Genomic DNA, 26,961 nt, shown 5'->3' with positions numbered 1-26,961 from the left:
ACGGAAAATTGCTTATAGGATTTTTATCGCCGAAACAAGCGCCATAACCTCCGCGATTGCTGGTTCCTGTCCGCTTTTTAGGGAACTAAGCTTCAAACCCCTGTAGAAATCGCTTCACAAGCTTGTTCAGCGCCGTGCGCTCTTCTTCGCTGAGCTGTGCGACCAGCCGTTGCTGGTTCTCGACATGGGCGCTGACCGCGTCCTCGACAATGGCAAATCCCCGCTCCGTCAATGATATCAATACGCTGCGACGATCCTGCGGGTTGTGGATGCGCTCCACCAGACCCGCTTTTTCCAGCTGGTCGATCCGGTTGGTCATCGTGCCGGAGCTTACCATTGTCATGGCCAGCAGATCACCGGGCGAAAGCCGGTAGGGCGCGCCCGCGCGCCGTAATGTCGCCAGCACATCAAAAGCGGAAGAGGAGAGGCCGTGTTTCAGCAGCACCGCCTCCACCTCGCGACCGAGATGCGTGGTTAGCCGTTTCAAGCGCCCAAGCAGCCCCATTGGCTCGACATCGAGATCGGGCCTCTCCTTGCGCCATTGCGCCAGAATGTGATCGACGTGATCATTCGGTTCTTTGTTCATCACCAAGGCATAACAACTGATATCTTGACGTCAAGATAAAATTGGTTAAGTTGTATTTATCTTGATATAGAGATTCTTGAAATGAAGAAAAATACGACCTATGCCGCCGATGTGCTGGTGACTGCACTTGCCCCCGCCATCTGGGGAACGACCTACTTCGTCACCACCGAATTCCTGCCGCATGGATATCCATTCCATGTTGCGATGCTGCGCGCCTTGCCGGCCGGTATATTGCTGTTGCTTCTCGTCAGAAAACTACCGGAGGGCATCTGGTGGCCACGCAGCCTCATTCTAGGTGCGCTGAATTTCTCGTTTTTCTGGGCGATGCTTTTCGTTTCGGCTTACCGGCTGCCGGGTGGAGTGGCTGCGACTGTGGGTGCGATCCAACCCCTGATCGTCATCGGCCTTTCGCGGCTGTTTCTCGCCGCGCCGGTCCGGCCGCTGGCCATTGTCGCTGGTCTTCTGGGTATTTTAGGCGTCGCACTTCTGGTTTTGGCGCCGGGTGCTGCCGCGCTGGATGCCGTCGGCGTGGCTGCGGGTCTTGCAGGCGCCGTATCCATGGCCTTTGGAACCGTGCTAACCCGCAAATGGCGACCGCCGGTGTCGAACCTCACCTTTACGGCCTGGCAATTGACGGCTGGAGGCATTCTGCTTCTGCCGGTCGCATATTTCCTGGAACCGGCCCTGCCTGCACCTACCGCGGCCAATATTCTCGGCATGGCCTATCTCGGCATTATTGGTGCCGCCTTGACCTATTTTCTGTGGTTCCGGGGTCTCGCCCGCATCGAACCCTCGGCTGCAGCCTCGCTCGGTTTCCTAAGCCCCGTCGTTGCGACCCTGCTCGGCTGGCTGGCGCTCGGCCAAAGCCTCACGCCAGCGCAAATCGTCGGCTTCGTTGCAGTGCTTTTCAGCATCTGGCTCAGTCAGCGGAGCCAGCTGCCGAAATAGCTCAGGCCCATTCGCCCTTGCGCATCACCGGAACTGTGGAGCCATCCGGCTTCACGCCATCGATATCCACCTTGTCGGAACCGATCATCCAGTCGATGTGGATCAGGCTGGAATTGCCGCCTTGCGCCTTGATCTGATCCTGCGACAACGAAGCACCATCAACGAAGCATTTCGAATAGCATTGGCCGAGCGCAATGTGGCAGGAGGCGTTTTCGTCGAACAGCGTGTTGTAGAACAGGATGCCACTTGCCGAAATCGGCGAGGAATGCGGCACCAGTGCCACTTCACCCAGACGCCGCGCACCCTCGTCGGTATCGAGCACCTTGTTCAGCACGGCTTCGCCCTTCGAAGCCTTGGCTTCCACGATGCGGCCGCCTTCGAACTTCACCTGGATATCGTCGATCAGCGTTCCCTGATGTGAAAGCGGCTTGGTGCTGGACACGTAACCATCCACCCGCAGCGCATGCGGTGTGGTGAACACTTCTTCCGTCGGAATGTTCGGGTTGCAGGTGACACCGTTCTTGGCGGTTGAGGCCCCCCCATGCCATTCGTGGCCGTCCGCCAGGCCGATTTTCACGTCCGTGCCGGGACCGGTGAAATGCAGCGACGAGAAACGTTCACCGTTCAGCCATGCCGAACGCTTGGCGAGATTGGCGTTATGCTCCGCCCATGCCGCGACCGGATCGGCGAGATCTACCCGCGAAGCGGCGAAGATGGCGTCCGCGAGCTTGCGAACCGCTTCGTCTTCCGTCACACCGGGAAAGACCTGTTTTGCCCAGGACGGGTTTGGATAGGAGATGATGTTCCAGTTGATATCGAAGTTGGAAATCTTCTCAAGCGCCGGCTTATAGGCCGTGGAATTGGCCTTGTTGGCGCGCGCCACCTTGGCGGGATCCTGTTCGGCCAGCAGCATGGGGTTGTCGCCGGCAATCGCAAGCCGCGCCGCGCCATTGGCATAGGCCTTGGCCATGCCGTCATAGAGCCAGCCGGAAGCCCGGTCGAAATTGGCGTCGCTGGCGTGGCGGTAGCGGGAAAGCGTGGTTTCCTCGTCGGAGTAGAAGGTGGTGACCAGCCCGCCGCCGGCAAGATAGGCGTGTTTGGTCAAAAACCGCACCAGCGGCAACGCGGCCAGCGGAGCGGTGATCACCAGATCCTGATCCTTCTGCAATTGCAGGCCGACCTTGACGGCGACTTCAGCCAGTTTCTCGAGTTTGACGGGATCGATGGGGGAAACAGTCATGATCTGCCTTCGTATATTTCAATCGGAGGCGCCGACCATAGCCCATTCGCTTCGAAAGCCAAATGCTTTCAAAGCTGTGTCGAGACGTCAATCGGCCACCAAAGGTGCGACAACGGCTTTCAGCGCCGCCTGCGCGTCGCCGGGGGAAAGCCTTACCTGCAAACCGCGCTGGCCACCATTCATGTAGACATAGGAATGGGTCATGGCCCCAGTCTCTATGGCGGTCGGAACCTGTTTTTTCTGTCCAAAAGGGCTGATGCCGCCCACATGATAACCGGTTGCCCGCTCCGCATCGGCGGGCTTCATCATGCTGGCAGATTTCCCCCCGAAGGCGGCGGCGAGCTTCTTCATGCTCACTTCCCGGTCGGACGGGACGACGACGCAGACCGGCTTGCCATCCAGCTCGGCCATCAGTGTTTTCAGAACCAGATGTGGCGGTTCGCCGATAGCTTCGGCCGCCTGCAGGCCGATCCGGTCGGCATTCGGGTCGTAGTCATAGGTAACTGTGGTGAAGTTCACATCGGCCTTGGTCAGCATCTGGGTAGCGCGGGTTGTCTTGGACATGGTGGCCTGCGCTCACGCAAAGAGGGACTGATAGGTTTCCGGCTTGAAGCCGACGGTTATCGTCTCCTTTGCCTCCAGCACCGGTCGCTTGATCATGGAGGGCTGCTCCAGCATCAGGCCAATGGCCTTTTCGCGGGTAAGATCGGCTTTCTGGCTATCGTCCAGTTTTTTGAAGGTAGTGCCGGCCCGGTTCAGAACCGTTTCCCAGCCCGCGGCATCGCACCATGTTTCGAGATGGGCCTGGTCGATGCCAGCCGTCTTGTAGTCATGGAAAGAATAGTCGACACCGTTGGCCTCCAGCCAGCTTCTGGCCTTTTTCATCGTGTCGCAGTTCTTGATGCCGTAAATGGTGACCGTCATGTTGCCTGCCTCTTTGTCTTGAACTTCCGGCATAACAAATAATGCGCCGTATTCAACCCGCAGCCTGAAGCACGGAATTCTAGCCATGCAAAAATGCAGTGTCTGACATCCAAACGAGCGCGAGCAAAGCTGCATGGCTTCCCTGCTACATCATGAGTTGTAGCAGAGGCCAAAAATGCCCATTATCTGGGCATCAAAGATGGAGAGAAAAATGCGTCAGGTTGCAAAGACATCGCGTAACTTCTTTGGCGAAACTTTCGCCGTTCTCGGTGCCGCACTTTCGGTTTCGGCCGCTGTTCGCGCGCATCGCAAGCCGGCCCGCGCCGACCTCGAAGCGCTTGGCATCGACGGCAAGGCTTTCGACAAGGTTCAGCTCTAAGCTGATTATCGTTTGCAGCGAGGCGACATCGCCTCGCTCGTGCGTATATGTTGGCGGGCCTTAGCGTTCCGCCTGCTTTCGGTTCGGCCGTTTTCTCGGACCGATCAGTTTATCCGGTAAATGCAGCTGGCTTTCGAGCGGCTCATAACGATCTGCTTTTGCGGAAAGTGCGAAGCGTCCAAGGGACTCATGTCGCGTTTCGCCATTATGGCTGAAAACAAGCTCGAAATTACCCGCAAGCCAGCTATAGGGTTTTCCGGCCGGCATCGGCTCTATCTTCCCGCAGCCATAAATCATCGTGATATGCGGCGTGTAAGATGGTGCCGCGATATAGGGAAGGTTTGCCTGTCGAAGCGCGCGTTGCAGCAGCTTCACCAGAGCGTTGATCTCCGGCAGATCACCACCGTTTCGCAGCACCAGACTATTGCGATTGCCGAAAAGCGCGCTTGCGTCCAGGGTGACCGGAACAGGCCGCGCGTTTACCGCACCCATTGCCGCCTTCAGCCTGCTTGTCAGTCCGTGAGGGATTGTCTCGAAACATCCCAAACACAGCAGGGTTATGTGCAGAAGCTCGGCGGGATATGCCTCGCGGGTTGTCCGACCCTTGGCATGATGCGATGCATCGATAAAAATTCTTTCCGCCAATTGCCGTGGTGGCTTCAGCAGTAGCAGGAGCTTGTTTCGAAAGCGCGGATTGATGCGCCGTATTTTCTGCGGCTCCAGCCCATCAAAACAAAGCTGCCTTAAGGCTCTTTCGTCCGCCAACTCGCACTCCATGACGATGCTCCACAGCCTTATACCAAGGCCGGAAACCTATCATTGCGCGGTGATAAAATAAAGAACAAAAGAGGAACAAAAGGCGGAATTGCTCCGCCTTCGTTTTATTCCCACTCGATCGTGCCGGGCGGCTTGCTCGTCACGTCATAGACGACACGGTTGATGCCCCGGACTTCGTTGATGATGCGGGTCGCGGCGCGGCCGAGGAAATTCATGTCGTAGGGGTAGAAATCCGCCGTCATGCCATCCACGGAGGTCACAGCGCGGAGGGCACAGACGAAGTCATAGGTGCGGTAGTCACCCATGACGCCCACGGTCTGCACCGGCAGGAGCACTGCGAAGGCCTGCCAGATGGTGTCGTAAAGACCCGCCTTGCGGATTTCGTCGAGATAGATCGCATCTGCCTTGCGCAGAATATCGAGCTTCTCGCGGGTGACCGCACCGGGGCAACGGATCGCCAGACCCGGGCCGGGGAAGGGATGGCGCCCGATGAAGCTTTCCGGCAGGCCAAGTTCACGGCCAAGCGCACGCACCTCGTCCTTGAAGAGCTCGCGCAGCGGCTCCACCAGCTGCATGTTCATGCGCTCGGGAAGGCCACCGACATTGTGGTGGCTCTTGATGGTGACGGAAGGACCGCCGGAGAAGGAAACGCTCTCGATGACGTCAGGGTAAAGCGTGCCCTGCGCGAGGAAATTCGGAGCACCCTTGCCGTCTGCTGCGATCTTGGCAGCTTCCGCCTCGAAGACCTCAATGAACAAACGGCCGATAGTCTTGCGCTTCACTTCCGGGTCGGAGACGCCAGAAAGCTGGCCCAGGAACATGTCTGCGGCATCCACATGTACCAGCGGAATATTGTAATGGTCGCGGAACATGCCGACGACCTGCTCGCTTTCGCCAAGCCGCATCAGACCGTGGTCGACGTAAACGCAGGTCAGCTGGTCACCGATCGCCTCATGGATGAGGATCGCCGCAACCGAGGAATCGACGCCGCCGGAGAGTGCGCAGAGCACGCGCCCGGTGCCGACCTGATCGCGGATCTTGCGGATCATCTCGGCGCGATAGGCTGCCATCGTCCAATCGGATTTGAGACCGACGATCTTGTGCACGAAGTTGGAGAGCAGCTTGCCGCCATCTGGCGTATGCACCACTTCCGGGTGGAACATGGTGGTGTAATAGTGGCGTGTCTCGTCGGCAGCTATGGCGAAGGGTGCGTTCTCGGAGGTTGCGATAACCTCGAAACCCTCCGGCAGTTTCGTCACGCGGTCGCCGTGGCTCATCCAGACGGGATAGCTCTTGCCCTGTTCCCAGAAACCGTCGAACAGAGGGCTTGCCTTTTTGATGTCGATATCGGCGCGCCCGAATTCCGCCGCGTGACCGCCCTCGACAACACCGCCAAGCTGGGTGCAGAGCGTCTGCTGGCCGTAGCAGATGCCGAGGATCGGAACCTTGCTGTCGAACACCGCCTGCGGCGCACGCGGGCTGCCTTCCGCCGTGACAGATGCGGGGCCGCCGGAGAAGATCACGCCCTTGGGCTGGAGCTTCTCAAACGCCTCTGCGGCATTCTGAAACGGGTGGATTTCGCAATAGACCCCGGCTTCGCGGATGCGGCGCGCAATCAGCTGCGTCACCTGGCTGCCGAAATCGATGATGAGAATGCTGTCGGGATGGGCTATCTGGGTCATGGCGAGCCTTTAAAGAAAATGGCGGCTTTAGGCAACCCGGAAGCGGGCGTCTAACAGCGGAAATTTACTAAAATCGCGAGGTTCAAAGGGTGATCGCACCATCTTCGATAGCGCGGCAAAGCCTGTCGACGGCGTCTGCGAGCTTTTCATCGATGATATGCAGATATTCCGTCCAGTCGTCCACATGGTTCACATCTTCCCTGCCGTCGGAAATACCGCGCAGGCCGATGAGCGGCACGCCGAAGCGCTGGCAGGCCCGGAGCACGGCATAGGTTTCCATTTCCACCATATCGGCATCGATCGACCCATAGGCGGCACCAGAGACGACGTTGGCGCCCGTGGAAAGCCGCGCCTCGGCAATATCGGGTATGCGCAGGGGCAAGGCCACCTCGGCCGGCAGATCGAGAAACGGCGTGCGGCCCTTTTCAAAACCGAAGGCGGAGGCATCCATGTCGCGATAGGCAACAGAAATCGCCTGATAGATGCCAGTCTGGTCGAGCGTCCGCGAGCCGGCGGAGCCGAGCGAAACGACAAGGTCAGGCAGATGGTCCGCCGCATCGAGACCGGCAAGAATTGCCGTGACCGAAATCGCTGCCTCGACCGGGCCGACGCCGGTCATCAAGGGCGCGATGCGCGTCTGCAGGTGTGGACCGTATTCGGCGGAAGCCGCCATGACGAAAAGAATGGATTTGTCTGCAACATGCAAAAGCCGGTAGCTCATCCGGAAATATCCTCGCGGCCCTTTACCACCATCATCGTGCCCGTCATGGAGGCGATCAGCTTCGCCGGCCCGTCGGAAAGGGCGTAAGCGCGGCCATCGGCAACGATCAGGTTGTTGCCCGGCTTGATGATTTCGCCACGAAACAGGAACCGCTCGCCGCGCCCGGGTGACATGAGGTTGACCTTGAACTCGATTGTCAGCAGCGAGGCTTCCGGCTCTATGATCGTATAGGCGGCATAGGTGCAGGCGGTATCCAGGCCGGCGGCAATGACACCGGCATGCAATATGCCGTGCTGCTGTGTCAGCTTTTCATGAAACGGCAGCTCGATTTCCACCAGACGGTGTTCGATGCGGCTTATCTGCGCACCGATTGCCTGCACCACACCCTGCCGCGCAAAGCTTCTTTCTATCCGCTGACGAAAATCGCCGGGATCCGTGATCTCCATTGGCTTACCTGCCTGCTTTTGTCCTCACCGCAAACTGACATGGCGTGTGGCGGCGGGCAAGGCAAGTGCCGCAGGAGCAATTAGTTCAGCACGGCGATGCTTGCATTCAGCAGCGTGGCAAAGGCGACCCAAAGGGCGTAGGGCACGAAAAGCCACATGGAGATGCGGTCGCGACTATAGGTGAGCGCAATGAAAGCCAGAATGCAGATCAGCATAGGCACGATGATGACGAGCGCGCCTGTCGGGCTTTGCATGCCGAAAAAGATTGGCGACCACAGGAAATTCAGCACCAGCTGCGTGAACCAGAGACGCATGCGCGTGCCCGCCGGTCTCACGATCCATGTTCGCGCGCCTGTAATGCCGATCATCACGTAGAGCGTTGTCCAAACCGGGCCGAATATCCAGTTGGGCGGGTTGAAGGGCGGCTTCTGAAGCGACTGGTACCATTCGCCCGGCACGTTGTTGATGCCGATGAGCGCACCCAGCGCAACAACCACAACCACGAAAATGATATACACGGACAGGTTTTTCATGACGCCTCAAATGCTTTTTGGTCTTTTTTGTTCCGGTGCATTTTCAGTATTTTAGCCTGAAATACGCACGATATGCTGGTCCCACGCCACGTCGCTGCGAATAGCCTCGAAAAATCCGTCATAGGAAGAAACCGCAATGCCCTTTATGGCGGGGGCAACGCCCGCAGCCTCCCGCACGGTCGTCTCGGATACAACACGCCCGGTTTTCGCATCCAGCGTCACGGCCGCGTTGCCATTGGGTGAGGTCAGGCCCACCAGGCCATCGCGCCGGTTGACGGCGATGGCACCGACATAATTGGCAAGGCGCACCGTCGTTTGCTCTGGTAGATCGACGAAGGCAAGGTCCTCGCCCTTCGAGAAATGGCCAACAAGCGGCGGAAGATCGTTGCGCGGTCCCTCATATTGGCAGGCGAACCAGACACGCCCGTCATCGCCGAGATCGACATGGCGGGTGGAAAGCTGTCGTAACTGATCTGGCATCGTATGTTTCTGGATCAACTGGCCGCTGGCGGCGTCCAGAAGCACGAGCGACGGCTGCATGCTGTCGACATTGAGTTTGGTTCGGCCGAAATCCGGGTGGGTCTCGATGCCGCCATTGGCGATCACGATCAGCCTGCCATCGTCGCTCACGGTCATGTCATGGGTGCCAATGCCGTGGGCGTCGTATTCACCGATGCGGGCAAATCCGTTGCGGGCATCGTAAAGCCCGATAACACCGCGATTGCCATCGAAGTCGTTTTCGCTGGCGTAGAGGACCGCACCGTCGGGAGAAAATTGTCCGTGGCCGTAGAAGTGGCGGTTTTCCGGCGTGTGCATCACGACAGGCTCGCGGCGTCGCGCGGGGTCAAAGGCCATGAAGAAGGTGCCGGGCCGGCGCGCAAAGGCCACTGTCATGCCGGTCGCATGGCTCGTTGCCATTCCGTGGGCGCGGGCTGGGAGCGCAACACGGTCGATGATCTCGCCGCGTTCGCTCACAGTCGCAATGCCGTAGGAACCGTCATGGGCGCGAAAAGCGGAAGCGAAGACAGCGTCCGCGCGTTCAAGCGCATGCAGCGAGCCGGGAGCGAGCGTCGCAAGGAACGGAATGCCCGCTGCCTTGATAAAGCTGCGCCTGTCTATGAGCGTCGGCTTTTTGCCTGATATCACCGCCTCAGTCTCCGTCGGCGAAGGAAAAGCCGGAGCTGAGACCGATTGCGCCGCCATACTGGTCGTTGAGGCGGTAGATCAGGTCTTTGCCGTTCAGCAGCAGGTAATCCACCTTGGCGCGTTGCTGGTCGTCATCAAGCGCCTTTTCCACGTTGGTATCAATCGTTCCCGCAATGCGGATCATCGATTTGGCGATGAAATCGATGGAGTTGACGATGGAGCGCTGGTCGGGTGGCACGAGTTCGACCATATCGGCCGTGTGCAGGAGGGTCTGAACGGCCTTGATGTTTGCGGCAATGCTTTTCCACGTCAGGCCGGACCGCCAGTAGATCGCCGTGCGGGGAAACTTCGCCTTGTCCGGCCCCTTGTAGAACGTCTCTATGCGCTGGTCGCGGATTGCTTCGGCGCCGTGCACGAGAATGCCAAGCAGGGCAACCAGCGCCTCACGCTCATCGCGAAAAACGGGATTATTCGCGCCGGGCTGCGTCCAGTTTTTCTGCGCTCCATCAGGTGCGTTCCAGCTGTCGGAAAGCTCCGCCGCCACATTGGCAACGTTGCCGGCAATCGCCGCGCCATAACGGCAACGGAAATCGCCCTTCTTGTCGAACAGGTCACCCGCTCCGGCGCCATAGAGCACGAATTCCAGCGCGCCGAGGCCCTGCGCTGCGACACTCTTGCCCTTCAGGCTCTCGGCGCTGGTGACGCTTTCGTCCTTTTCCGCAAGGTAACGCTGTACCTGTTTCAGGCCAAGACCCTTCTTGTCTGGGTAATAGAGCACACGTTCGAAGCGGTTGTGCTCGATCACCGGACCGACCCGAACGATCTCGATGGTTGACCAGCTGGAGACCGTATCGGCAAAGGCCGCTTTGGCCGCCTCATCCGTCGTTTTGGAAGGGGCGGCGCAGAACGCCTTCATGCTGCCTTCTAGCTTCTCTGCCGATTGCCGGAAGTGGTCATAGCCGGGACGGATGAAACCGTTCACCGCTTTTTCCATCACGCCCCGCACCTGTATGGGGTCGAGCGGTGGCGGCGGCATCAGCTCCACATCCTGCGCCATTGCGGGCCGCATACCCAAAAGCAGCAGCAGGGAGATGAGACCGGGTATTTTTCGCATGGCATTTTTCATCAAAGGGACTCCAGAAAAGCCAGCAAAGCCTGCCGGTCGGATTTTTGCAAGGCGGCAAAGGCATCGCGCGCTTTTTGCGCTTCGCCGCCGTGCCATAATATCGCTTCTGTCAGGCTGCGCGCCCGCCCGTCATGCAGGTAAAAGCCGTTGCCATTCACGCTTCGCGTCAGACCGATACCCCAGAGCGGCTGGGTTCGCCATTCCTGCCCGCTTGCTTCGCCCACCTGTTGGCCGTCGGCAAGCTCCTCTCCCATGTCGTGCAGCAAAAAATCCGAATAGGGCCAGATCAGCTGGAAAGACTGCATGGGGTCGGCAGCGTCACGGCGCGTGACGAATTTCGGTGTATGGCAGGATGTGCAGCCAGATGCGTAAAAAAGCTGCTTTCCCCGCAACACGGTGGGATCACCCACATCGCGGCGCTGCGGCACTGCAAGGTTTTCGGTGTAAAAGGTCACGAGATCGAGAATGGGGTCTGGCGCCTCCACTGGCCCAAGCCGTGGCTGCACGCCGGTCGGCATGGCAAGACAGTCTTTTTGAACGTCGGTGCAATCACCATAGGCGTTTTGTGCATCCGGCGTGGAAATACCGATATCGTGGGAGAAAGCGCTAGCGCTCTGGTCGCGGACGCTGGCGTTCTGGGCTTTCCAGCCAAATCGGCCGAGCTTCACTTCGCCGGTCCGGTGATCCCGTACAAAAGCAGGGCGCCCGGAAATGCCGTCACCATTTTTGTCATCCGGATCGGCGCCGGCCAGAATATCGGCCTCGGCAATGGCCTCGATCAGCCCAAGCCCAAGGGTTGGCATGGCAATCCGCGCCGACAAAGTCGTATCGACGCCCAGAGGGCCATAGTGTAGGCCTGCCACGGCATAGTCTGGCTTGCGCAGCATCACCACCTCGCCGTCGGCCAGTCGCACGGGCTTTTCGATATAGGTGACGACAGGTTTGCCCTCTGCAGCGAGGCCGGGAATGGCAACGTTCTGAAGCTGCCGGCCATAGGTCTCGTCGGGAAAATTCAACACCTCGTGGCGCGCAATCGCTGCCCGTTCCGCCTCGTTGCGGGCAGGCCGGGCCAGCCGCAAAAACAGGGAGACGGCATCTTCGCCGGCAAGTGGCGGTCGGCCCCTGCCGTCCTTCACATGGCAGGCCTGGCAGGATCGGGCGTTATAGAGCGGCCCCAACCCGTCTGAGGCTTGCGTGGAGGAGGGGGAAGACACCCAGAGCTTCTGGAACAGCGCATTGCCGAGCTTGAAATCCTGTTTTCGCTCAAACGGCATTGTTGCGGATGGATGCGAAAACGCGCCGCTATCGGCTTTATGGGTGCTGGTCGTTGCCCCGCCGGACATGGCCTCGAAGGGCTCCGGCATGGTAAAATCCATCGTCGGCGCGGTGACAACCTGAACGCGGCTTTGGTCTTTTTCCGTCAGATCGTCACGAAGCGGCGCGGCAAGCACCATCGATGCCACAAGGCAGGCTGCCCCGGCGAAGTAGAACGGCTTGCGGATCCGCGGCAGCGATGACTTCATGGAAAGCATGGGAATGGCGGGCCGCAGCGATCTGCGGCCCGCATTGGCTCTTATTTGAAGACGGCGTTCGGATTATCGAGGCTGGCGGAACCCTCAAGTTCGATCTTGCCGAGATCGAGTGCCGCAATCACGCGTTCGACGGTTTTCGTCTGGTCGAGAAGGCCGTCGATGGCAGCCTGAACCACGGCGTTGCCTTCCTTGTTGCCTTCGCCGATCATCTGGTCGTAGGCCTCGACCGTCTGGGCACGCTTTTCCATGGCATGCATGGCGTCGAGCGTCTTGTTCAGCTTCGCCGTCATCTCGTCGTTCAGCGCCTTGTCCTTGGCGCCGACCAGCTCCGACAGCGAGGCGCCGGTCATCTTCGTTCCATCCACACGGGTATATTCGCCGGTATAGGCAGATGCGATGCCGATGGCGTCGTTAAGATGCGAATTATAGGTATTGTCTGAGAAGCAATCATGCTCCTCCTCCGGATCGTGCAGCAGAAGGCCGAGCTTCATGCGCTCCCCTGCCAGCTCGCCATAGGAAAGAGAGCCCATGCCGGTGAGAATGGCGGTCAGGCCGGCTTTCGGGTCGGCTTCCACTGTCTTGGTGGCTTCGCCTTCCGGCGCCCAGGCGTCCACCATTTCCTGAAGATCCTTGATCAGCAGGGTGGAGGCGGACTTCAGGTAATCGCCGCGGCGGTCGCAATTGCCGTTCGTGCAATTCTTCTTGTCGTAGTCGGTATAGGGGCGGTTGCCCGCACCCGGTCCGGTGCCGTTCAGGTCCTGGCCCCAGAGCAGGAATTCGATGGCGTGGTAACCGGTCGTCACATTGGCTTCGACATCGCCCGCCTCGTGCAGGCTTTCGATCAGTTCGGGGGCGATCTTCGAGGTATCGACATCTTCGCCACTGATCTTGATCTTCGGATTGGCGATGATGTTTGCGACGTAAAGCTCGTTCTCGTCGCTCTCGGTGCCGTAGGAACCGTCGACATAGTCGATCAGGCCTTCATCCAGCGGCCAGGCGTTTACCTTGCCTTCCCAGGCGTCGACCACAGGGTTGCCGAACCGGTAGACTTCCGATTGCTGGTAGGGAACGCGCGCCTTGATCCACGCTTCACGTGCAGCTTTCAGCGTTCCTTCGCTCGGTGTTGCGATCAGCGCATCGATTGCCTTGTCCAGCGCCTTCGCCGTGGTCAGCGAATCCTCGTATTTCGCATGCGCGACGTCGGCGTAATGCTTGACGACAGCGGCGGCGTCGGTCGCAGCGCTGGCGGGAAGCGCGGTGAAGGTCGCGGATGCGGCCAGAAGCGCGAAAGACGCGCTGAGAATGGTTTTGCGGATCATGATCCCTCTCCTTGGGCAGGCGTGAAATAACCTCACGCTGCGGCAAGCGAGTTCTGACCCAATCGCAAACTTGTGTCAAATATTCTAGTTTAGAATGCTTTGAAACAAGCTACTCGGTATTTTTCGAAGTAAAATCAGCGCGTGCAAAACCTGTTTCACGCTTTGCGTTTCATTACGCAGAAGAAGAAACCATCCGTATCTGTAGTTGCAGGCGTCAGCGTCACTGTCTTGCCGTCAGAGGAATGCGGTTTGTTTGCATTGCCGCCAAAAGTCGTCTGCCAGCGATCCAGTGCCGAACCGATATAGAATTGCGGATTTTCTTCGCAGAAGCGCGTGACCTGCTGCTCGTTTTCCTCGGGCAGAACCGAGCAAGTGACATAAAGCAGCTCGCCGCCGGGGCGTACAAAACCCTTGGCCTGCGAAAGGGCCTCGCCCTGCTGCTGTACCCGTTCTTCCAGATTGCGTGTCGTCAGCCGCCATTTGGTGTCGGGCCGCCGGCGCCATGTTCCGGTGCCAGTGCAGGGGGCGTCCACCAGAACGCGATCGAATTTTTCATGAAACGGGACAAGTCCGGCTGCGCGGTCATGAACCTGTACATTGCGCGTGCCGGCTCGTTTCAGCCGCTCGATAATCGGCGCGAGCCGCTTGCGATCCGCGTCGAAGGCGTGAACCTGACCCTTGTTGTTCATGCTGGCGGCCATGGCCAGCGTCTTGCCGCCGCCACCGGCGCAATAATCGAGTATCTGTTCGCCTTCATGCGCGCCGGCAAGATCGGCAACGATCTGCGATCCCTCGTCCTGAACTTCGAACCAGCCTTTCTGGAAGGACAGTTCGGCGGTCACATTCGGCAGGCGGGAAGGGCCTTCGCCGGCGGGGATGCGGACACCCTGACGGGCGATATGCGTTGCTTCCGCACCGCTCTCTTCCAGCGCCTTCAGCACCTTGTCGCGAGTGGCCTTCAGCGTGTTGGCCCGCAGATCAAGTGTCGGGCGCTGGTTCAGCGCCTGCGCCTCGGCAAGCCAGCCCTCTCCGAACGCCGTCTCGAAGGATGCTTGAACCCATTCGGGAATGTCGCCCTGAATATGGGCTGGTGCATCGGCGAGAGAACGGGAGAGAAAGGCTTTCTGCTTTTCTTCATCAGGCGCGGCAGGGGCAAATTTGTCGCCGTCGAATTCCGCCGCAAGTTCCGAAAAGCTCTTGCCCCATTGGCGCAGCAGAACTGCATAACCAAGCGAGGCGGCGCTGTCGTCATCCATCAGCCAGGCGTGTGACAGTTTCATGCGCAGCGCGTCATAGACGATGTTGCCGATCGCGGCCCTGTCACCCGAACCTGCGAAACGATGGGCAAGTCCCCAGTCCTTCAGAGCATCGGCAACGGGACGCCTGCGTCCCTCAATATCCGCCAATACTTCGATTGCTCCGGCCAAACGCCCGCCCAAACGCATTGTCTACCTCATTTTGCTGATTAGCCCGGTTGGTAGACGCGAATGGCGGCAAGGGCAAGGCTCAATCGGCGCTGACGACCTCGTAGCAGACCTTGGTGGTGCCGGAACTGATCATGCCGATGTTTTTGGCAGCGGCCTTGGAAAGATCGAGAACGCGACCCTTGATGAACGGACCGCGGTCATTGATGCGCACTACAACGGCCTTGCCGTTACGGGCATTGGTAACCTTGACCTTGGTGCCGAACCGCAGCGAGCGGTGAGCGGCGGTCATGTTGGCGGCGTTCATACGCTCGCCCGAAGCAGTCTTGGAGCTCAACGCATACCACGATGCCCCTCCACAACCATTTGCCGCATTCGCCTGAAGAGGCGCAATGATGGAACAGGCGGCTATAGTTGCGACGGTGAAAGTTATACGACGGATATTCAACAAACTGTGCTTCCCTGAAAATCGGCCCCGCGCCGATTGATTGTGCCCTTGCTAAACGGCCATTGTCTGGCCTGAACGCGTTTGAATGCAAGATTGTAGGGCGAGGGAAAAATGGCGAAAAAAAGCTGATCTCAAATCACGAAGTGTTACAGACCGTAACATTCGTGATCGTTAGCCGGAAAGGTGTCGTCGGTGCCTTATTGTTGAAAAGTGGAAAAAATGACGCAGAATCAATGCTCAATGGAAATGCTGTTACAAGTCACGCCTTCGTGAATCCAGTTCACGAAATGTGAGTGAAATATTTTTCTAATGGCTATGATTTTAGCGATTTTTGCATGGTTAATAAAAGCCTAATTGACTGAAAAACCACCAAAACCATCCTCAAAAACGGGTTTGGAAGGATTTTTCATCGCTTTTAAATGGGGGATTTTTAGCCCCGCCAGAGGCCGCTTTCCCACAATTGTGTCAGGGAGATTTTGTACTCCGGGAAGCTGAAATCGAAACCGAGGCCACGTATCCTGGCGTTGGAAACGCGCTTGTTCTCGCCGTAGAAGGAGCGTGCCATCGGCGTCAGATCGGCGGTCTCGAATGCCTGTTCGGGAGGCGGCTCGACGCCCATCAACGTGGCGGCGAAGCTCACCACATCCTGCGGCGGGGCGGGTTCATCATCCGTCACGTTGAAGACGCCGCGTTCATTTCTCCGCGCCAGAAAGGCGTGGGCCGCACCAATATCCTCAACCCGGATGCGGTTGAACACCTGGTCTTTCTTTACCAGCCTGCGCGCCGTTCCCTTTTCGAAATTCATGAAACTATTGCGTCCGGGGCCGTAAATTCCCGAAAGGCGCAAGATGGCAAGCGGCACCCCCGCTTTTTCAGCAGCCGCAGCCCAGGCGGTTTCGGCAGCAACGCGTTCCACTGACCGGGCGGAAACCGGGCGGCACGGGGTTTCCTCATCCACCCATGCGCCGTCATGGTCGCCATAGACGCCAACGGTGGAAAGATAAGCGATCCATTCAAGCTTGGGCAGAAGCCGTTTCAGGTCGTCGCCCAAAAGCGCAAGCAGTGGATCTCCATCCTTCCCCGGCGCGATGGACTGCACGAGATGGGTGACATTGGCCATTGTGGCGATGAGATCGTCATTAAGATGGGCACCGTCGAACAGGAAGGGTGTCATGCCAGTTGCAGCAAGGCTTGCGAACTTGTCCGTGCTGCGCGTGGTGCCCGATATCGTTGCAGCTTCGGTTTTCAGCGCGTTTGCGATGGCCTTGCCCGAATATCCTGCGCCGAAAATCATCACATGCATGGGTCACGCCTCTGCCAGTTGCCATTCCATTTCAGCCTCCGGATCAGGCTCCGGGGCGCGGCCGGCAGAGTATGCACGGAATTCCTCGCTGTCCATAAGCTGCGACAAAGCCCATGCGGCCATGCCGCGCACCTCCGGTGCCGGGTCTTTTTCGGCGAGAGACTTGCATTGCTGCACGAATTGCCGGTCGCGCGAGTTTCCAGCAGCTATCAGAACGTTGCGGATGAAGCGGTTACGCCCGATGCGCTTGACCGGTGAGCCGCTGAAGAAGCTGCGGAAGGCAGCGTCATCCAGCGTCAGCAGGAAGGCGATGGAAGGTTCCTTCAAATCCTCGCGCGCCTGCAGCTTCATCTCGGAGGCGCTGGCCGCGAATTTGTTCCAGGGACAGGCGGCAAGGCAATCGTCGCAGCCATAGATGCGGTTGCCTATCATCGGCCGGAACTCGTGCGGGATGACGCCTTTGTGCTCAATGGTGAGGTAGGAGATGCAGCGGCGGGCGTCCAGCTGGTAGGGGGCGGGGAAGGCGGCCGTCGGACAGGCATCGAGACAGGCGCGACAGGAGCCGCAATGGTCCTTCTCGGCCTCATCAAGAAAAAGCTCGGCGGTGGTGAACATGCTGCCGAGAAACAGCCAGGAACCATGGGTGCGGCTGACCAGATTGGTGTGTTTGCCCTGCCAGCCGAGCCCCGCGGCTGCGGCAAGCGGTTTTTCCATCACCGGCGCAGTGTCAACGAAGACCTTCACGTCCTCGCCGGCGCGCGCGGCAAAACGGGTGGCGATTTCTTTCAGTCGCCCTTTTATGACGTCGTGATAGTCGCGGTTGCGGGCATAGACCGAAATGGCTGCCTTGTCGGCTTTGGACAGAACGCCGCGAGGATCTTCTTCAGGCCCGTAATTCAGCCCGAACATGACAATGGAGCGCACGTCGCCCCACAGCGTTTTCGGCTCGGCGCGACGGGCCTCGGTCTCCTCCATCCACGCCATCGTGCCATGATAGCCCTTATCCAGAAACTGCCTCAGCCGTCCTGGTGCCAGCGGAATGCTGTCCGGCGCGGTGATACGACAGAGATCGAAGCCGAGCGAAAGCGCCTCCTGACGAACGAAGTCCGTCAGTTTGCGAGCGCGTATCCGCTGCTTGTCGCTGGCAACGTCGATGGTCGTTTCTCCTGCGGGTTACTCTGCGACATATATATGCGTAGCTACACGCCGCAGCAAATAACCGGGAGGCCGAAACTTAGAAATCCAGATCGGCGTAGTGGGAGGAGGGGGCAAGGCGCGGAATGCGCTCGCTGAGGAACGGCCGGAAGGACGGGCGCGATTTCAGCCGCTGATACCACTCCTTGGCAATGGGCGCTTCAAGCCAGTTGATTTCGCCGAGATAATCCAGCACCGAAACAGAAGCAGCCGCGGCCAGATCGGCATAACTCAATCGGTCGCCGGCGAGCCACGTCCGCGAACCCGCCAGCCATTCCAGATATTTGATGTGCTGACGAACATTGTTACGCGCGGTGCGCAGAAGCTTGGAATCCGGGGGGCCACCACCCTGCGCCGCCGTCATCTGCAATTTATAAACCCGCTCCCGCACCAGCGGTCGGGTCACATCGTTTTCCATCTTCTGCAGGAACCACTCGGTCAAGCGGCGGATTTCCGCCCGCTGAAACGGGTCTTCCGCCAGCAATCGCCGGTCACGCTTCAAAACCCCGTGCGTTTCGTCGAGAAACTCGGCGAGCACGTAGGGACCGCTGAGAGAGCGCATATTGTCATCGAGATAGACCGGCAGGGTGCCCGCCGGATTCAGGGCCAGAAACTCCCGCCTTCTTTCCCACGGCTGCTCCTCCACGAGATCGGTCTGGAACCCGTATTCCGAAAGGATCAGACGAACGAACCGCGATGCGGTCGACATGGGAGAGTGATAGAGAGTTGGCATCGGTACTCAATTTTTACGATTGGTTGTCATGATCGACAATTGACGGAAAACTTTTTCAGTTTCGCTTCATCAAGACGCTATAAGAGCTTGGCTACTTTAAAACAAGTTTAACGCAATTGCTTTCCATTCCCGCTTCCCCCTGAAAAAAGGATACCTCATGGGTGACCAATCGATCATCAGCGCGCTTTTGCTGGGCATTATCGAGGGTCTTACGGAGTTCATTCCCGTTTCCTCAACGGCGCATGTGCTGCTGGCCGGGCATTTTCTCGGCTTCAAATCGCCGGGCAACACCTTTGCCGTTCTCATTCAGCTCGGCGCGATCGTTGCTATCCTTCTTGTTTATTTTCAGAAGCTTGTGTCGATCGCCATGGCGATGCCAACAAGTGCCAAGGCGCGCCGCTTCGTGCTGGCCGTCGCTGTCGCCTTCCTGCCAGCGGCGGTGATCGGCGCTCTGGCGCATGACTTCATCAAGACGGTGCTGTTCGAAACACCTGTCCTCATCTGTATCGTGCTGGTTATCGGCGGCGTCATATTGCTGGCCGTCGACCGGATGCCGCTGAAGCCCAGATATACCGACATCATGGATTATCCGCCGTCGCTTGCCTTCAAGATCGGTCTGTTCCAGTGCCTTGCGATGGTTCCGGGCACCTCCCGGTCCGGCGCCACCATTGTCGGCGCGCTGTTGATGGGCACGGACAAGCGCTCCGCTGCCGAATTCTCGTTTTTCCTGGCGATGCCGACCATGCTCGGCGCGTTTGTGCTCGATCTCTACAAGAACCGAGATGCCCTGAGCTTCGATGACAGTGCGCTGATTGCCGTAGGCTTCATCGCCGCTTTCGTCTCCGGCCTGTTCGTCGTACGCTCGCTGCTAGACTTCGTCTCGCGACGCGGTTTTGCACCCTTTGCCTGGTGGCGCATCGTTATCGGCTCGCTGGGTCTGGCGGCACTTCTGCTCTACCGTTGAGCCGAGCTTTAAAATAGCCGTTCGTTTTTAATACACGGACAAAATAAAAAGCGCCCGGGAGAATCCGGAGGCGCTTTTTATTTGAGACTTGTGAAAGCTGATCAGTTCGTGCTGATCGAAGCCGTTGCGCAAGGGTCGACACCGTAGGCGGGAGCGCAACCGCTCTTGCCCGCTGCAACCGTGCCCGGCGCCATGAAAGAACCCGCCAGAACCACCAAAGCCGCACACGCAAAAAAGAGTGCGATAGATCTGCCCATTTTATTATTGCCTTTCAGACGTTCGTTCGCGCGGATTACGCCGCCGTGTGTGAAGTGAGGGTTCTGGATATGTTAGGAATGTGGCCATTATCAATAAAGCGGCTTGCTGAATACCGGGTTAATGCGAAGTCTTTTCCACAGTTGCGCTTGTGCCACGCTTGGCTGTGGAGGCCACTTTGCCGTTAACTTTTACCCGGCTGTTCAAAACAGCTTCAGTCGATGGTGCACCTCCCCTGCAGTTGAGGGGGAAATGCGCCAATAGCGGTTTGGTTGCGATTGAATTGCGCAAAAACAAAAAGCGGGAATGGTTCCCGCTTTCGTTCAGATCGTTAATGCGCGACGGTAGGCTTATGCTGCTTTTCCGGCGTTCGAGAACTGTCCGTGCGGGCGATAGTGCACCATGTAGGACGGCAGGACGGAAGCAACGCGAACGGGCGTAATGCCGATGCCTTCCAGAGTCAGGCCGTTCTTTTCCGCGTCAGCGGAAACGACATTATCCTTTTTCAGCATGGTCACCTGATCGACAGTCAGCGGCGGCGTAATCAGCGGCACCAGCGAAGCGATTTTTCCGATCATTGAGGCGACGCCGAAAGGCAGGTTGACGAAAGGACGCTGACGGTAGGTTGCGGCAAGAACCGCCTCAAGACAGTCGCGGAACGTCATGACGTCCTGGCCACCCAGTTCATAGATGGCGCCGGGCTTCAGCTTGCCATCCACGCTGCGGGCAACGGCTTCTGCTACATCTTCGACATAGACCGGCTGGAACTTGGTTTTTCCGCCGCCGATCAGCGGCAGGAACGGCAGGCTGCGGGCCATCTTGGCGAATTTATTGAAGAAGTCGTCTTCCGGTCCAAAGATGATCGAAGGACGCAGGATCACGGCGCCGGGCAGAACGGAATGGATTGCTGCCTCGGCGCGGCCCTTTGTGCGGCCGTAGCCGGTCGGCGAATTGGCATCGGCACCGATGGCGGAGATGTGCGTCAGCGTTGCACCGGCGTTGCGGGCTGCCTCGGCAATGGCTTTCGCGCCGAATTCCTGCACGGCGTCAAAGGTGTTGCGGCCGCTTTCGGCCAGAATGCCAACGCAATTGACCACGTGGTCGGCGTCTTCGATGGCTTTGACGATGGAGTCGCGATACCGCAGGTTCGCCTGAGCAAACGAGATCTGGCCGACATTGCCGAGCGGCTGCAGGAAACCAGCAAGATCGGGACGGCGCACGGCAACGCGGATGCGGTAACCGCGCTTGGCGAGCATCCGCACGACATGCCGCCCGACGAAACCCGAACCGCCGAAAACGGTGACGAGGGGTGGAAGGTTGGCCAAAGTCATGGGAGGCTCCTCAGAAGCTGTCGATAAAGCGTTTTTCAGTCTCTTAGCCCAAAGCCGTGCGCGCGTGAAGAGACGTTGTCACAAGGCCCGGGACTAGTTTTGGAAATGCGGTTGACGACCGTCAAATTCCTTCGACGATCATCATCTCCGCGTCGGCGACTTCCTGACGGATTTTGGCCGCCGCCTGGTATTCGGGCGAGTTGTAGCAATCGATCGCGTGCTGCACAGAGGGGAATTCGATGATGACGTTGCGTGCGCGTGCCTTGCCCTCAAGTTCGGTCAACGCACCGCCGCGGGCGAGAAAGTTGGCGCCGAACCGCTCGAAAGCGGGCTTCGCTGTCGAGACGTAGTCCTTGTAGCGTTCGTTGTCGCGTACATCGACACGCGCGATCCAGTAACCCTTTGCCATTTCGTCTCCTCCGATGGTCCTTATTGATTTGCCGGAAAGCTGGCGCGCAGCATGTCGTCAAGAATGGCGCGGGCTGCTGCTTTCGGATCCTCTGCTTTGACGATGGGGCGGCCGACAACCAGATGGCTCGAACCGGCTTTGATGGCGTCAAAAGGCGTCATCACGCGCTTCTGGTCTCCCGCCTCGGCACCGGCCGGGCGAATACCAGGGGTGACGACGGCAAGGTCGGGGCCAAGGATTTCACGCACCGCCGTCGATTCCTCTGCCGAACAGACGATGCCGCCCATGCCTGCCTCGCGCGCCTGTTCCGCACGGCGCAGCACCAGCGAACGGGCATCCGATGCATAGCCGGCTTCCGCAAGATCGGCATCATCCATCGAGGTTAGCACGGTGACACCAAGCAGGCAGAGGCCGGAGCCTTCGGCTGCCTTGACTGCGGCGCGCATGGCTTTTGGGTAAGCATGCAGGGTCAGCATCGACATGCCCATGCGGGCGATGTTTTCGACGCCGGAGCCGACGGTGTTGTCGATGTCGAGCAGTTTCATGTCGAGAAAGACATTCTTGCCGCTCTGGGCAAGGTCGCGGGCGAATTCGAGACCACCGGCAAATACCAGCTGATAGCCGATCTTGTAGAACAGAACCTCATCGCCAATCTTCGATACGATGTCTTCAGCTTGTTGCACAGTCGGAACATCGAGCCCGACGATCAGTTTTTCGCGCGCGGTCATTGTCTTATCCCTGCCATGTTTCCATTGCCGTCCAGTCGCATGTGGGGCGCTGAGCTGCAAGTGAAAATTCGGCGATTGGGAACCGGAAAAGATTGCCGCCGCCGGGTGGCTGGTCCTTGCTACGACTGATGCCGACGCCTTCCATATGGCATTTCAAAAGCGTGCCGACGCCGCCATGGCCGACAAAGGCAATCGGCTGTTGCGGGTCGTGCCGGTCTAGAACGGCCCTGACGGCGTTAACAATTCGCGCCTGCGCATCGATTGCCCGTTCCCAGCCGTGAAAGCTTTCTCGCGGATGGGCAAAAAACCAGTCGGCAGCCTTTTCAAATTCCGGCGGCGTCAGGAAGCCTGTTGCCGACCGGTCGTTCTCATGCAGCGCCTCGATGATCTCAATATCCGCGCCGGATGTTTCAGCAAGGATTCGGGCGGTTTCGATGGCTTTGGTTTCCGCACTCGACACGATCCGGCGCAATGCGCGTGCCCATGGCAGGCGGCTTGCCTCAAACGCCCGCTGTGCACCCAAGTCCGAAAGTCCCCATTCCGGAACCGGAACCGCCGGATCGATCCGGACCTGGGGATGGGTAATGTAAAGGGCATGCATGGGAACGGTCCTCAATGGCGATGGAAGGGCAAATCAGGACCCTAACCATCTGTCACGACCGGGAAATGACGGCCCTTGCCCACTCTGCCGTGTGATCAGGCCCGGGTATAGGTCCACAATTGCGCCGGAGGAATGTTGCGCACGATGAAATCGAAATGGCGGATGTGGTAGAGATGCGGCTGCGCAACGATCGGGGAAATCGGACCGTAGGATATCTGTATGACGGGGCGACCATGCGGCACGCGTTTCAGCAATTCGTCGAGAAGCTTGATGCGGGCGGCCATCGGAAAATTCAGCATCGGTACGGCGGAAATGACGCTGTCGAACATCTGGCCCTGGTGCTCGCCAAGTGTCGCATTCAGATCGAAGGCATCGCCATTGATGAAGTTGACGCCTGGATAGCTTCTGAGAAGCTGATTGTAGAAATCGGTCGAATATTCGATGGCCGTCAGGCGCTCCGGCTTGATGCCGCGTGCCAGAATGGCCTTGGTGATGACACCGGTACCGGGGCCGAGTTCCAGAACTGGCAGGTCGGAATGCGGGTCGATGACACTCGCCATTTTTCTTGCCGTGATGGAGGATGTCGGGACGATGGCTCCGACCTTTTTCGGCTGGCTGACCATGCCTTTGAAAAAGCGGATTTCTTCCTCAAATTTTCTTTCAAAGCGTTGCTTCAGGTTGAGTGCCATAATTCCCCTCGGATGTATTTTGGTCATTGTCAAAAAAATGTTACGCACTGTTTATCTCATTTGGCGCTAAAACAAGGCAAAATGTCGTAATTGGAAAAATTCGTTTAGCGTTAGAAATCTTTCTGCGCCGAATCAAAAAACGCCGGTGGAGCGATCCACCGGCGTTTTTTGATTGATTTGAAGAAAAAAAGTCCACTTTAAACGCGCATCGGCATCAGAACATAAAGCGCATCGTCGCCGGCGGTGTCGCGAACGAGCGTTGGCGAGCCCGCATCCGCCAGAAGGAAAATCGCGTCTTCACCGGAAAGCTGCGAGGTGATGTCGAGGAGATATTTGGCATTGAAGCCGATTTCCATCGAATCATTGTCGTAACCGACAGCCACTTCTTCCGTCGCACTGCCGGAATCCGGATTGTTGACGGTCAGCGTCAGCTGGCCGTTGGTCAACGCCAGCTTCACGGCGCGGCCACGCTCGGAAGAGATGGTCGACACGCGATCGACCGCACGGGCGAAGGTCTGGCAATCGACGCGCATTTCCTTGTCGTTGCCGGTGGGGATGACGCGCTGGTAATCCGGGAAGGTGCCGTCGATCAGCTTCGAGGTCAAAACGACCGAGCCGATGGTCAGGCGGATTTTCGCGTCTGATACCTCAACAGTGACATCAAGTTCGGGATTGTCCATCAGCTTCTGCAATTCGCCGACGGTCTTGCGCGGAATGATGATGCCCGGCATGCCTTCGGAGCCGGAAGGCGCATCCACATCGGCGCGCGCAAGGCGGTGACCGTCCGTCGCGACTGCGCGCAGCTTGAGGTCGCCGTTGCTTTCGATGGTGTGGAAGAAGATGCCGTTCAGATAATAGCGTGTCTCTTCGGTCGAAATCGCAAATTGCGTCCGGTCGATCAGCATCTTCAGGTCGGTCGCCTTCAGTTTGAAGGTGTGGCTGAAGGTACCGGCGGTCAGATCCGGGAAATCGGTTTCTGGAAGGCATTGCAGCGAGAATTTCGAACGGCCGGAAGCAACCGTCATTGTGGAGCCATCCGGATTGGTGGCCAGAAGCACTTCGGAACCATCCGGCAGCTTGCGCACGATTTCATAAAGCAGATGCGCCGGCACGGTGGTCGCGCCCGCCTGCTCCACCATGGCCGGCGTCGCTTCGGTGATTTCGAGGTCGAGGTCGGTCGCCTTCATATCCAGATTGGCGCCGGATGCGCGCAGCAGAACGTTGGACAGGATCGGGATCGTGTTACGACGCTCGACGACCCTGTGGACGTGGTTCAGCGATTTAAGAAGGTTCGACCGCTCAAGAGTAATACGCATGGACGCTACCGCTTTCAACCGTTGCGACCCGGCCACCGCCGGATCGGTAAGAAGAGTCTTGACCGGCCGGAACGCCGGATAATGTGGACGGGCAAAATGGCAGAGTTATTGCAGAAAATGCAAGAGCCGAGTGCATCTGCCGCCGGTCATTTTGCTGCTATACAGCATGATCCACAGCCTGTGACCGCCCGTGGACCTTGTTCGCCGGTTTTCTATTGCCCATAAAGGGGTAAAACTGGAGCGACCGGCCGGGAATGATCGGCCAGAATGATTGGAAGCCGTGTGACGGAAGAAATATCGAACAGCGACGCCGGACAGGCGACCAAGAGCTTCAGGATCGGCACGGCCACTATTCCGGCGCGGCCGTTGGAGCCGGCGCTCTATCTCGTGGCCACCCCCATCGGCAATCTCGGCGACATCACCATCCGGGCGCTGGAAACGCTGGCTTCGGCTGACGTCCTTGCCTGCGAGGATACCCGCGTCACCCGCATTTTGCTTGAGCGTTACGGTATCCGCACACGTCCGCTCTCCTATCACGAGCATAACGCGCAGGAAGCGGGACCAAAACTCATCGCCGCTTTGGAGGCCGGAAAATCCGTGGCGCTGGTGTCGGATGCCGGAACGCCACTCGTCTCCGATCCCGGTTATCGCCTTGGTCAGCTCGCTTTGGAGGCCGGTCATCGCGTCGTGCCGGTGCCGGGAGCATCTGCGCCGCTTGCTGCGCTTGTTGGTTCTGGCATGCCGAGTGACGCCTTTCTGTTCGCGGGCTTTCTGCCCGTAAAGGATCGCGGCAAGCGCGACCGTTTTGCCGAACTTGCGAAAATTCCGGCCACCCTCATGTTTTTTGAATCGCCACGCCGCATTGGCACCTCCGTAAAGGTGGCATCGGAAGTCCTTGGCCGCGATCGCCGTGCTGTGGTGTGCCGCGAGCTGACCAAGACTTTCGAGGAGTTCCGGCGTGGCACGCTGGGCGAGCTTGCGGAATATTACGACGAGGACCGTGTGGTGAAGGGCGAGATCGTGCTCCTGATAGAGCCGCCCTCCTATGACGAAATTCCCGATATCGAGGATGTCGAGAGACTCCTGAAGGATCTCGTCACAACCATGCCTGCCGCAAGGGCCGCAGCCGAGGCGGCAAAGCTGACGGGCCTGCCGCGCAAGGAGCTTTATCAACGGCTGCTGGATATGAAGGATGCGGATGGCCGCTGACGGGCAAACGAACAAGAGACGAAAGGCCGAGCGACGCGGCCACGCTGCGGAATACTGGGCAGCACTCTATCTGCTGTTTCGGGGATACCGCATCCTCGCCATTCGTTATCGAACCCGGCTGGGAGAAATCGATCTCATTGCCCGCAAGAAGGATGTCGTCGCCATCGTCGAGGTCAAGGCGCGGCCTTCCGGTGCCGGGGCTGTCGATGCGGTCGGCTTCCGTTCGCAACAGCGCATTCGGGCAGCTGCCGATATTTGGCTCTCCCGCCGCAAGGATGCCGCGCGGTTTTCGTTGCGTTTCGATATCGTCGCAGTCCTGCCACGACGCCTGCCGCAGCATTTCATCGACGCTTTTTGAGGGGGGAGGCAATGTCCACTGAGCGGGAAAAAATGGCTGCGGGCGAATGGTATTGTTGCATGGATGCCGAACTGGACGTGCTGCGCGCCCGCGCCCGCCGTGCCGTTCACCAGCACAACACCTCGCCGCCGGATGAGCGTGAGGCCATGTCGCCTTTGCTGCGGGCGCTCTTTGCCTCCGTTGCGGAAGGAGCCTTTATCGAAGCACCGTTTCATTGCGCTTACGGCTTCAACATTACGTTGGGTGCGAACGTCTATCTCAATACCGGCTGCGTCATTCTAGATTCTGCGCCCGTGCGGATTGGCGATGGCGCGATGTTGGGGCCGGCCGTGCAGATCTATTGCGCCGAACATCACCTGGACCCGGCTCCGCGTTCGCAAGGCATTGAAATCGCAAAGCCGGTCACGATCGGTCGCGATGTCTGGATCGGCGGCGGCGCGATCCTTCTGGCCGGCATCACCATTGGCGATGGCGCGATCGTCGGGGCCGGTTCGGTGGTGACGCGGGATGTCTTTGCCGGGACGACGGTGGTCGGAAATCCGGCTCGCCCGATAAAGCGCAAGGACGCTTGAGACATCCGTTTCTGGAAGAATGGAGTTCCTATCGCAGGGACTGTAATAAATCTGACATAAAACCGTTA

Annotated in this window: 30 protein-coding genes; 6 read left to right on the top strand and 24 right to left on the bottom strand. The window is 58.6% G+C overall.

Annotated elements, in window-relative coordinates; all coding sequences use genetic code 11:
• Positions 1 to 85: 85 nt before the first annotated feature.
• Positions 86 to 586, bottom strand: a complete 501-nt coding sequence (locus ACQZ45_RS07855) for a MarR family winged helix-turn-helix transcriptional regulator (RefSeq protein ID WP_019564468.1) — start codon at positions 584 to 586, stop codon at positions 86 to 88.
• Between the two features lie 81 nt (positions 587 to 667).
• On the opposite strand from ACQZ45_RS07855, the gene pecM reads away from it, so the two are divergent.
• Positions 668 to 1,534, top strand: coding sequence for a 4-hydroxybenzaldehyde efflux transporter PecM (gene pecM, locus ACQZ45_RS07850; protein ID WP_038489565.1), 867 nt, complete (start codon positions 668 to 670; stop codon positions 1,532 to 1,534).
• 1 nt (position 1,535) lies between these two features.
• On the opposite strand, the gene ACQZ45_RS07845 is transcribed toward pecM, so the two are convergent.
• The 3 genes from ACQZ45_RS07845 to ACQZ45_RS07835 all read right to left on the bottom strand — a co-directional run bounded on the left by ACQZ45_RS07845 (position 1,536) and on the right by ACQZ45_RS07835 (position 3,698).
• The gene (locus ACQZ45_RS07845; protein ID WP_003514657.1) at positions 1,536 to 2,774 is read right to left on the bottom strand and encodes an aminopeptidase; all 1,239 of its coding nucleotides are present in this window, start codon (positions 2,772 to 2,774) and stop codon (positions 1,536 to 1,538) included.
• 87 nt (positions 2,775 to 2,861) lie between these two features.
• Positions 2,862 to 3,338 (bottom strand): Cys-tRNA(Pro) deacylase, encoded by a 477-nt coding sequence (ybaK, locus tag ACQZ45_RS07840; RefSeq protein WP_025592203.1) that lies wholly within the window; start codon positions 3,336 to 3,338, stop codon positions 2,862 to 2,864.
• A gap of 12 nt (positions 3,339 to 3,350) precedes the next feature.
• A complete protein-coding gene (locus ACQZ45_RS07835) occupies positions 3,351 to 3,698 on the bottom strand; it encodes an ArsC family reductase (RefSeq protein WP_025592205.1) in 348 nt (115 codons plus the stop codon).
• 211 nt (positions 3,699 to 3,909) lie between these two features.
• Here ACQZ45_RS07835 and ACQZ45_RS07830 point away from each other — a divergent pair, with 211 nt between their 5' ends.
• A complete protein-coding gene (locus ACQZ45_RS07830) occupies positions 3,910 to 4,077 on the top strand; it encodes a hypothetical protein (RefSeq protein ID WP_003503889.1) in 168 nt (55 codons plus the stop codon).
• 60 nt (positions 4,078 to 4,137) lie between these two features.
• Here ACQZ45_RS07830 and ACQZ45_RS07825 read toward each other — a convergent pair whose 3' ends face one another.
• From ACQZ45_RS07825 to ACQZ45_RS07760, 14 genes are all read right to left on the bottom strand, one after another.
• The gene (locus tag ACQZ45_RS07825) at positions 4,138 to 4,854 is read right to left on the bottom strand and encodes a 2'-5' RNA ligase family protein (RefSeq protein WP_035197711.1); all 717 of its coding nucleotides are present in this window, start codon (positions 4,852 to 4,854) and stop codon (positions 4,138 to 4,140) included.
• 104 nt (positions 4,855 to 4,958) lie between these two features.
• Positions 4,959 to 6,536, bottom strand: a complete 1,578-nt coding sequence (gene guaA, locus ACQZ45_RS07820) for a glutamine-hydrolyzing GMP synthase (RefSeq protein WP_003514664.1) — start codon at positions 6,534 to 6,536, stop codon at positions 4,959 to 4,961.
• Positions 6,537 to 6,618: 82 nt separating this feature from the next.
• On the bottom strand, positions 6,619 to 7,257 hold the full coding sequence (locus tag ACQZ45_RS07815) for a 5'-methylthioadenosine/S-adenosylhomocysteine nucleosidase (protein ID WP_448742226.1): 639 nt from the start codon (positions 7,255 to 7,257) through the stop codon (positions 6,619 to 6,621).
• Positions 7,254 to 7,703, bottom strand: coding sequence for a PaaI family thioesterase (locus ACQZ45_RS07810; protein ID WP_025592209.1), 450 nt, complete (start codon positions 7,701 to 7,703; stop codon positions 7,254 to 7,256). Before ACQZ45_RS07810 ends, ACQZ45_RS07815 begins: the two co-directional genes overlap by 4 nt.
• A gap of 80 nt (positions 7,704 to 7,783) precedes the next feature.
• Positions 7,784 to 8,236 (bottom strand): TspO/MBR family protein, encoded by a 453-nt coding sequence (locus ACQZ45_RS07805; protein WP_013635337.1) that lies wholly within the window; start codon positions 8,234 to 8,236, stop codon positions 7,784 to 7,786.
• Between the two features lie 51 nt (positions 8,237 to 8,287).
• Positions 8,288 to 9,382 (bottom strand): DUF1513 domain-containing protein, encoded by a 1,095-nt coding sequence (locus ACQZ45_RS07800; protein WP_025592211.1) that lies wholly within the window; start codon positions 9,380 to 9,382, stop codon positions 8,288 to 8,290.
• A gap of 4 nt (positions 9,383 to 9,386) precedes the next feature.
• The gene (locus ACQZ45_RS07795) at positions 9,387 to 10,508 is read right to left on the bottom strand and encodes an imelysin family protein (RefSeq protein ID WP_448742225.1); all 1,122 of its coding nucleotides are present in this window, start codon (positions 10,506 to 10,508) and stop codon (positions 9,387 to 9,389) included.
• Positions 10,508 to 12,040: a di-heme oxidoreductase family protein gene (locus ACQZ45_RS07790; RefSeq protein ID WP_113291263.1), complete on the bottom strand. Its 1,533-nt coding sequence runs from the start codon at positions 12,038 to 12,040 to the stop codon at positions 10,508 to 10,510. Before ACQZ45_RS07790 ends, ACQZ45_RS07795 begins: the two co-directional genes overlap by 1 nt.
• A 41-nt stretch (positions 12,041 to 12,081) precedes the next feature.
• The gene (locus ACQZ45_RS07785) at positions 12,082 to 13,359 is read right to left on the bottom strand and encodes an imelysin family protein (RefSeq protein WP_113291262.1); all 1,278 of its coding nucleotides are present in this window, start codon (positions 13,357 to 13,359) and stop codon (positions 12,082 to 12,084) included.
• A 155-nt stretch (positions 13,360 to 13,514) separates the two neighbouring features.
• On the bottom strand, positions 13,515 to 14,804 hold the full coding sequence (locus tag ACQZ45_RS07780; RefSeq protein ID WP_013635342.1) for an RsmB/NOP family class I SAM-dependent RNA methyltransferase: 1,290 nt from the start codon (positions 14,802 to 14,804) through the stop codon (positions 13,515 to 13,517).
• A gap of 61 nt (positions 14,805 to 14,865) precedes the next feature.
• Positions 14,866 to 15,234 (bottom strand): septal ring lytic transglycosylase RlpA family protein, encoded by a 369-nt coding sequence (locus tag ACQZ45_RS07775; RefSeq protein WP_113291261.1) that lies wholly within the window; start codon positions 15,232 to 15,234, stop codon positions 14,866 to 14,868.
• Between the two features lie 427 nt (positions 15,235 to 15,661).
• Positions 15,662 to 16,534, bottom strand: a complete 873-nt coding sequence (locus ACQZ45_RS07770; protein WP_019564457.1) for an SDR family oxidoreductase — start codon at positions 16,532 to 16,534, stop codon at positions 15,662 to 15,664.
• 3 nt (positions 16,535 to 16,537) lie between these two features.
• Positions 16,538 to 17,689, bottom strand: a complete 1,152-nt coding sequence (gene queG, locus ACQZ45_RS07765) for a tRNA epoxyqueuosine(34) reductase QueG (RefSeq protein ID WP_113291260.1) — start codon at positions 17,687 to 17,689, stop codon at positions 16,538 to 16,540.
• A gap of 79 nt (positions 17,690 to 17,768) precedes the next feature.
• On the bottom strand, positions 17,769 to 18,461 hold the full coding sequence (locus tag ACQZ45_RS07760) for a glutathione S-transferase family protein (protein WP_003514689.1): 693 nt from the start codon (positions 18,459 to 18,461) through the stop codon (positions 17,769 to 17,771).
• Positions 18,462 to 18,618: 157 nt separating this feature from the next.
• On the opposite strand from ACQZ45_RS07760, the gene ACQZ45_RS07755 reads away from it, so the two are divergent.
• A complete protein-coding gene (locus tag ACQZ45_RS07755) occupies positions 18,619 to 19,425 on the top strand; it encodes an undecaprenyl-diphosphate phosphatase (protein WP_003514692.1) in 807 nt (268 codons plus the stop codon).
• 605 nt (positions 19,426 to 20,030) lie between these two features.
• Here the strand turns inward: ACQZ45_RS07755 and ACQZ45_RS07750 are convergent.
• The 6 genes from ACQZ45_RS07750 to dnaN all read right to left on the bottom strand — a co-directional run bounded on the left by ACQZ45_RS07750 (position 20,031) and on the right by dnaN (position 24,754).
• The gene (locus tag ACQZ45_RS07750) at positions 20,031 to 21,011 is read right to left on the bottom strand and encodes a complex I NDUFA9 subunit family protein (RefSeq protein WP_013635346.1); all 981 of its coding nucleotides are present in this window, start codon (positions 21,009 to 21,011) and stop codon (positions 20,031 to 20,033) included.
• A 121-nt stretch (positions 21,012 to 21,132) separates the two neighbouring features.
• Complete coding sequence (locus tag ACQZ45_RS07745; protein WP_003514697.1) at positions 21,133 to 21,420, bottom strand: DUF1330 domain-containing protein; 288 nt, start codon at positions 21,418 to 21,420, stop codon at positions 21,133 to 21,135.
• A 20-nt stretch (positions 21,421 to 21,440) separates the two neighbouring features.
• A complete protein-coding gene (pyrF, locus tag ACQZ45_RS07740) occupies positions 21,441 to 22,148 on the bottom strand; it encodes an orotidine-5'-phosphate decarboxylase (protein ID WP_013635347.1) in 708 nt (235 codons plus the stop codon).
• Positions 22,149 to 22,152: 4 nt separating this feature from the next.
• Positions 22,153 to 22,749 (bottom strand): histidine phosphatase family protein, encoded by a 597-nt coding sequence (locus ACQZ45_RS07735; RefSeq protein ID WP_013635348.1) that lies wholly within the window; start codon positions 22,747 to 22,749, stop codon positions 22,153 to 22,155.
• A 95-nt stretch (positions 22,750 to 22,844) separates the two neighbouring features.
• Entirely contained in the window at positions 22,845 to 23,438 is a 594-nt protein-coding gene (gene pmtA / locus ACQZ45_RS07730) for a phospholipid N-methyltransferase PmtA (protein ID WP_003514702.1), read from the bottom strand.
• Positions 23,439 to 23,635: 197 nt separating this feature from the next.
• Positions 23,636 to 24,754 (bottom strand): DNA polymerase III subunit beta, encoded by a 1,119-nt coding sequence (gene dnaN, locus ACQZ45_RS07725; RefSeq protein ID WP_003514704.1) that lies wholly within the window; start codon positions 24,752 to 24,754, stop codon positions 23,636 to 23,638.
• A 267-nt stretch (positions 24,755 to 25,021) separates the two neighbouring features.
• Between dnaN and rsmI the strand changes: the two genes are divergently transcribed.
• From rsmI to ACQZ45_RS07710, 3 genes are read left to right on the top strand one after another with little or no spacing between them, the layout of a single operon-like run.
• Positions 25,022 to 25,963, top strand: coding sequence for a 16S rRNA (cytidine(1402)-2'-O)-methyltransferase (gene rsmI / locus ACQZ45_RS07720; protein ID WP_003514706.1), 942 nt, complete (start codon positions 25,022 to 25,024; stop codon positions 25,961 to 25,963).
• Positions 25,953 to 26,321, top strand: a complete 369-nt coding sequence (locus tag ACQZ45_RS07715) for a YraN family protein (protein WP_003514708.1) — start codon at positions 25,953 to 25,955, stop codon at positions 26,319 to 26,321. Before rsmI ends, ACQZ45_RS07715 begins: the two co-directional genes overlap by 11 nt.
• Before the next feature lie 11 nt (positions 26,322 to 26,332).
• The gene (locus tag ACQZ45_RS07710; protein ID WP_112290941.1) at positions 26,333 to 26,893 is read left to right on the top strand and encodes a sugar O-acetyltransferase; all 561 of its coding nucleotides are present in this window, start codon (positions 26,333 to 26,335) and stop codon (positions 26,891 to 26,893) included.
• Positions 26,894 to 26,961: the final 68 nt, after the last annotated feature.

It is taken from the genome of Agrobacterium sp. 16-2014-1-2a (assembly GCF_053522705.1).
The sequence above is the reverse complement of the archived record's forward strand: the minus strand, read 5'-3'. Positions and strand labels throughout refer to the sequence as shown.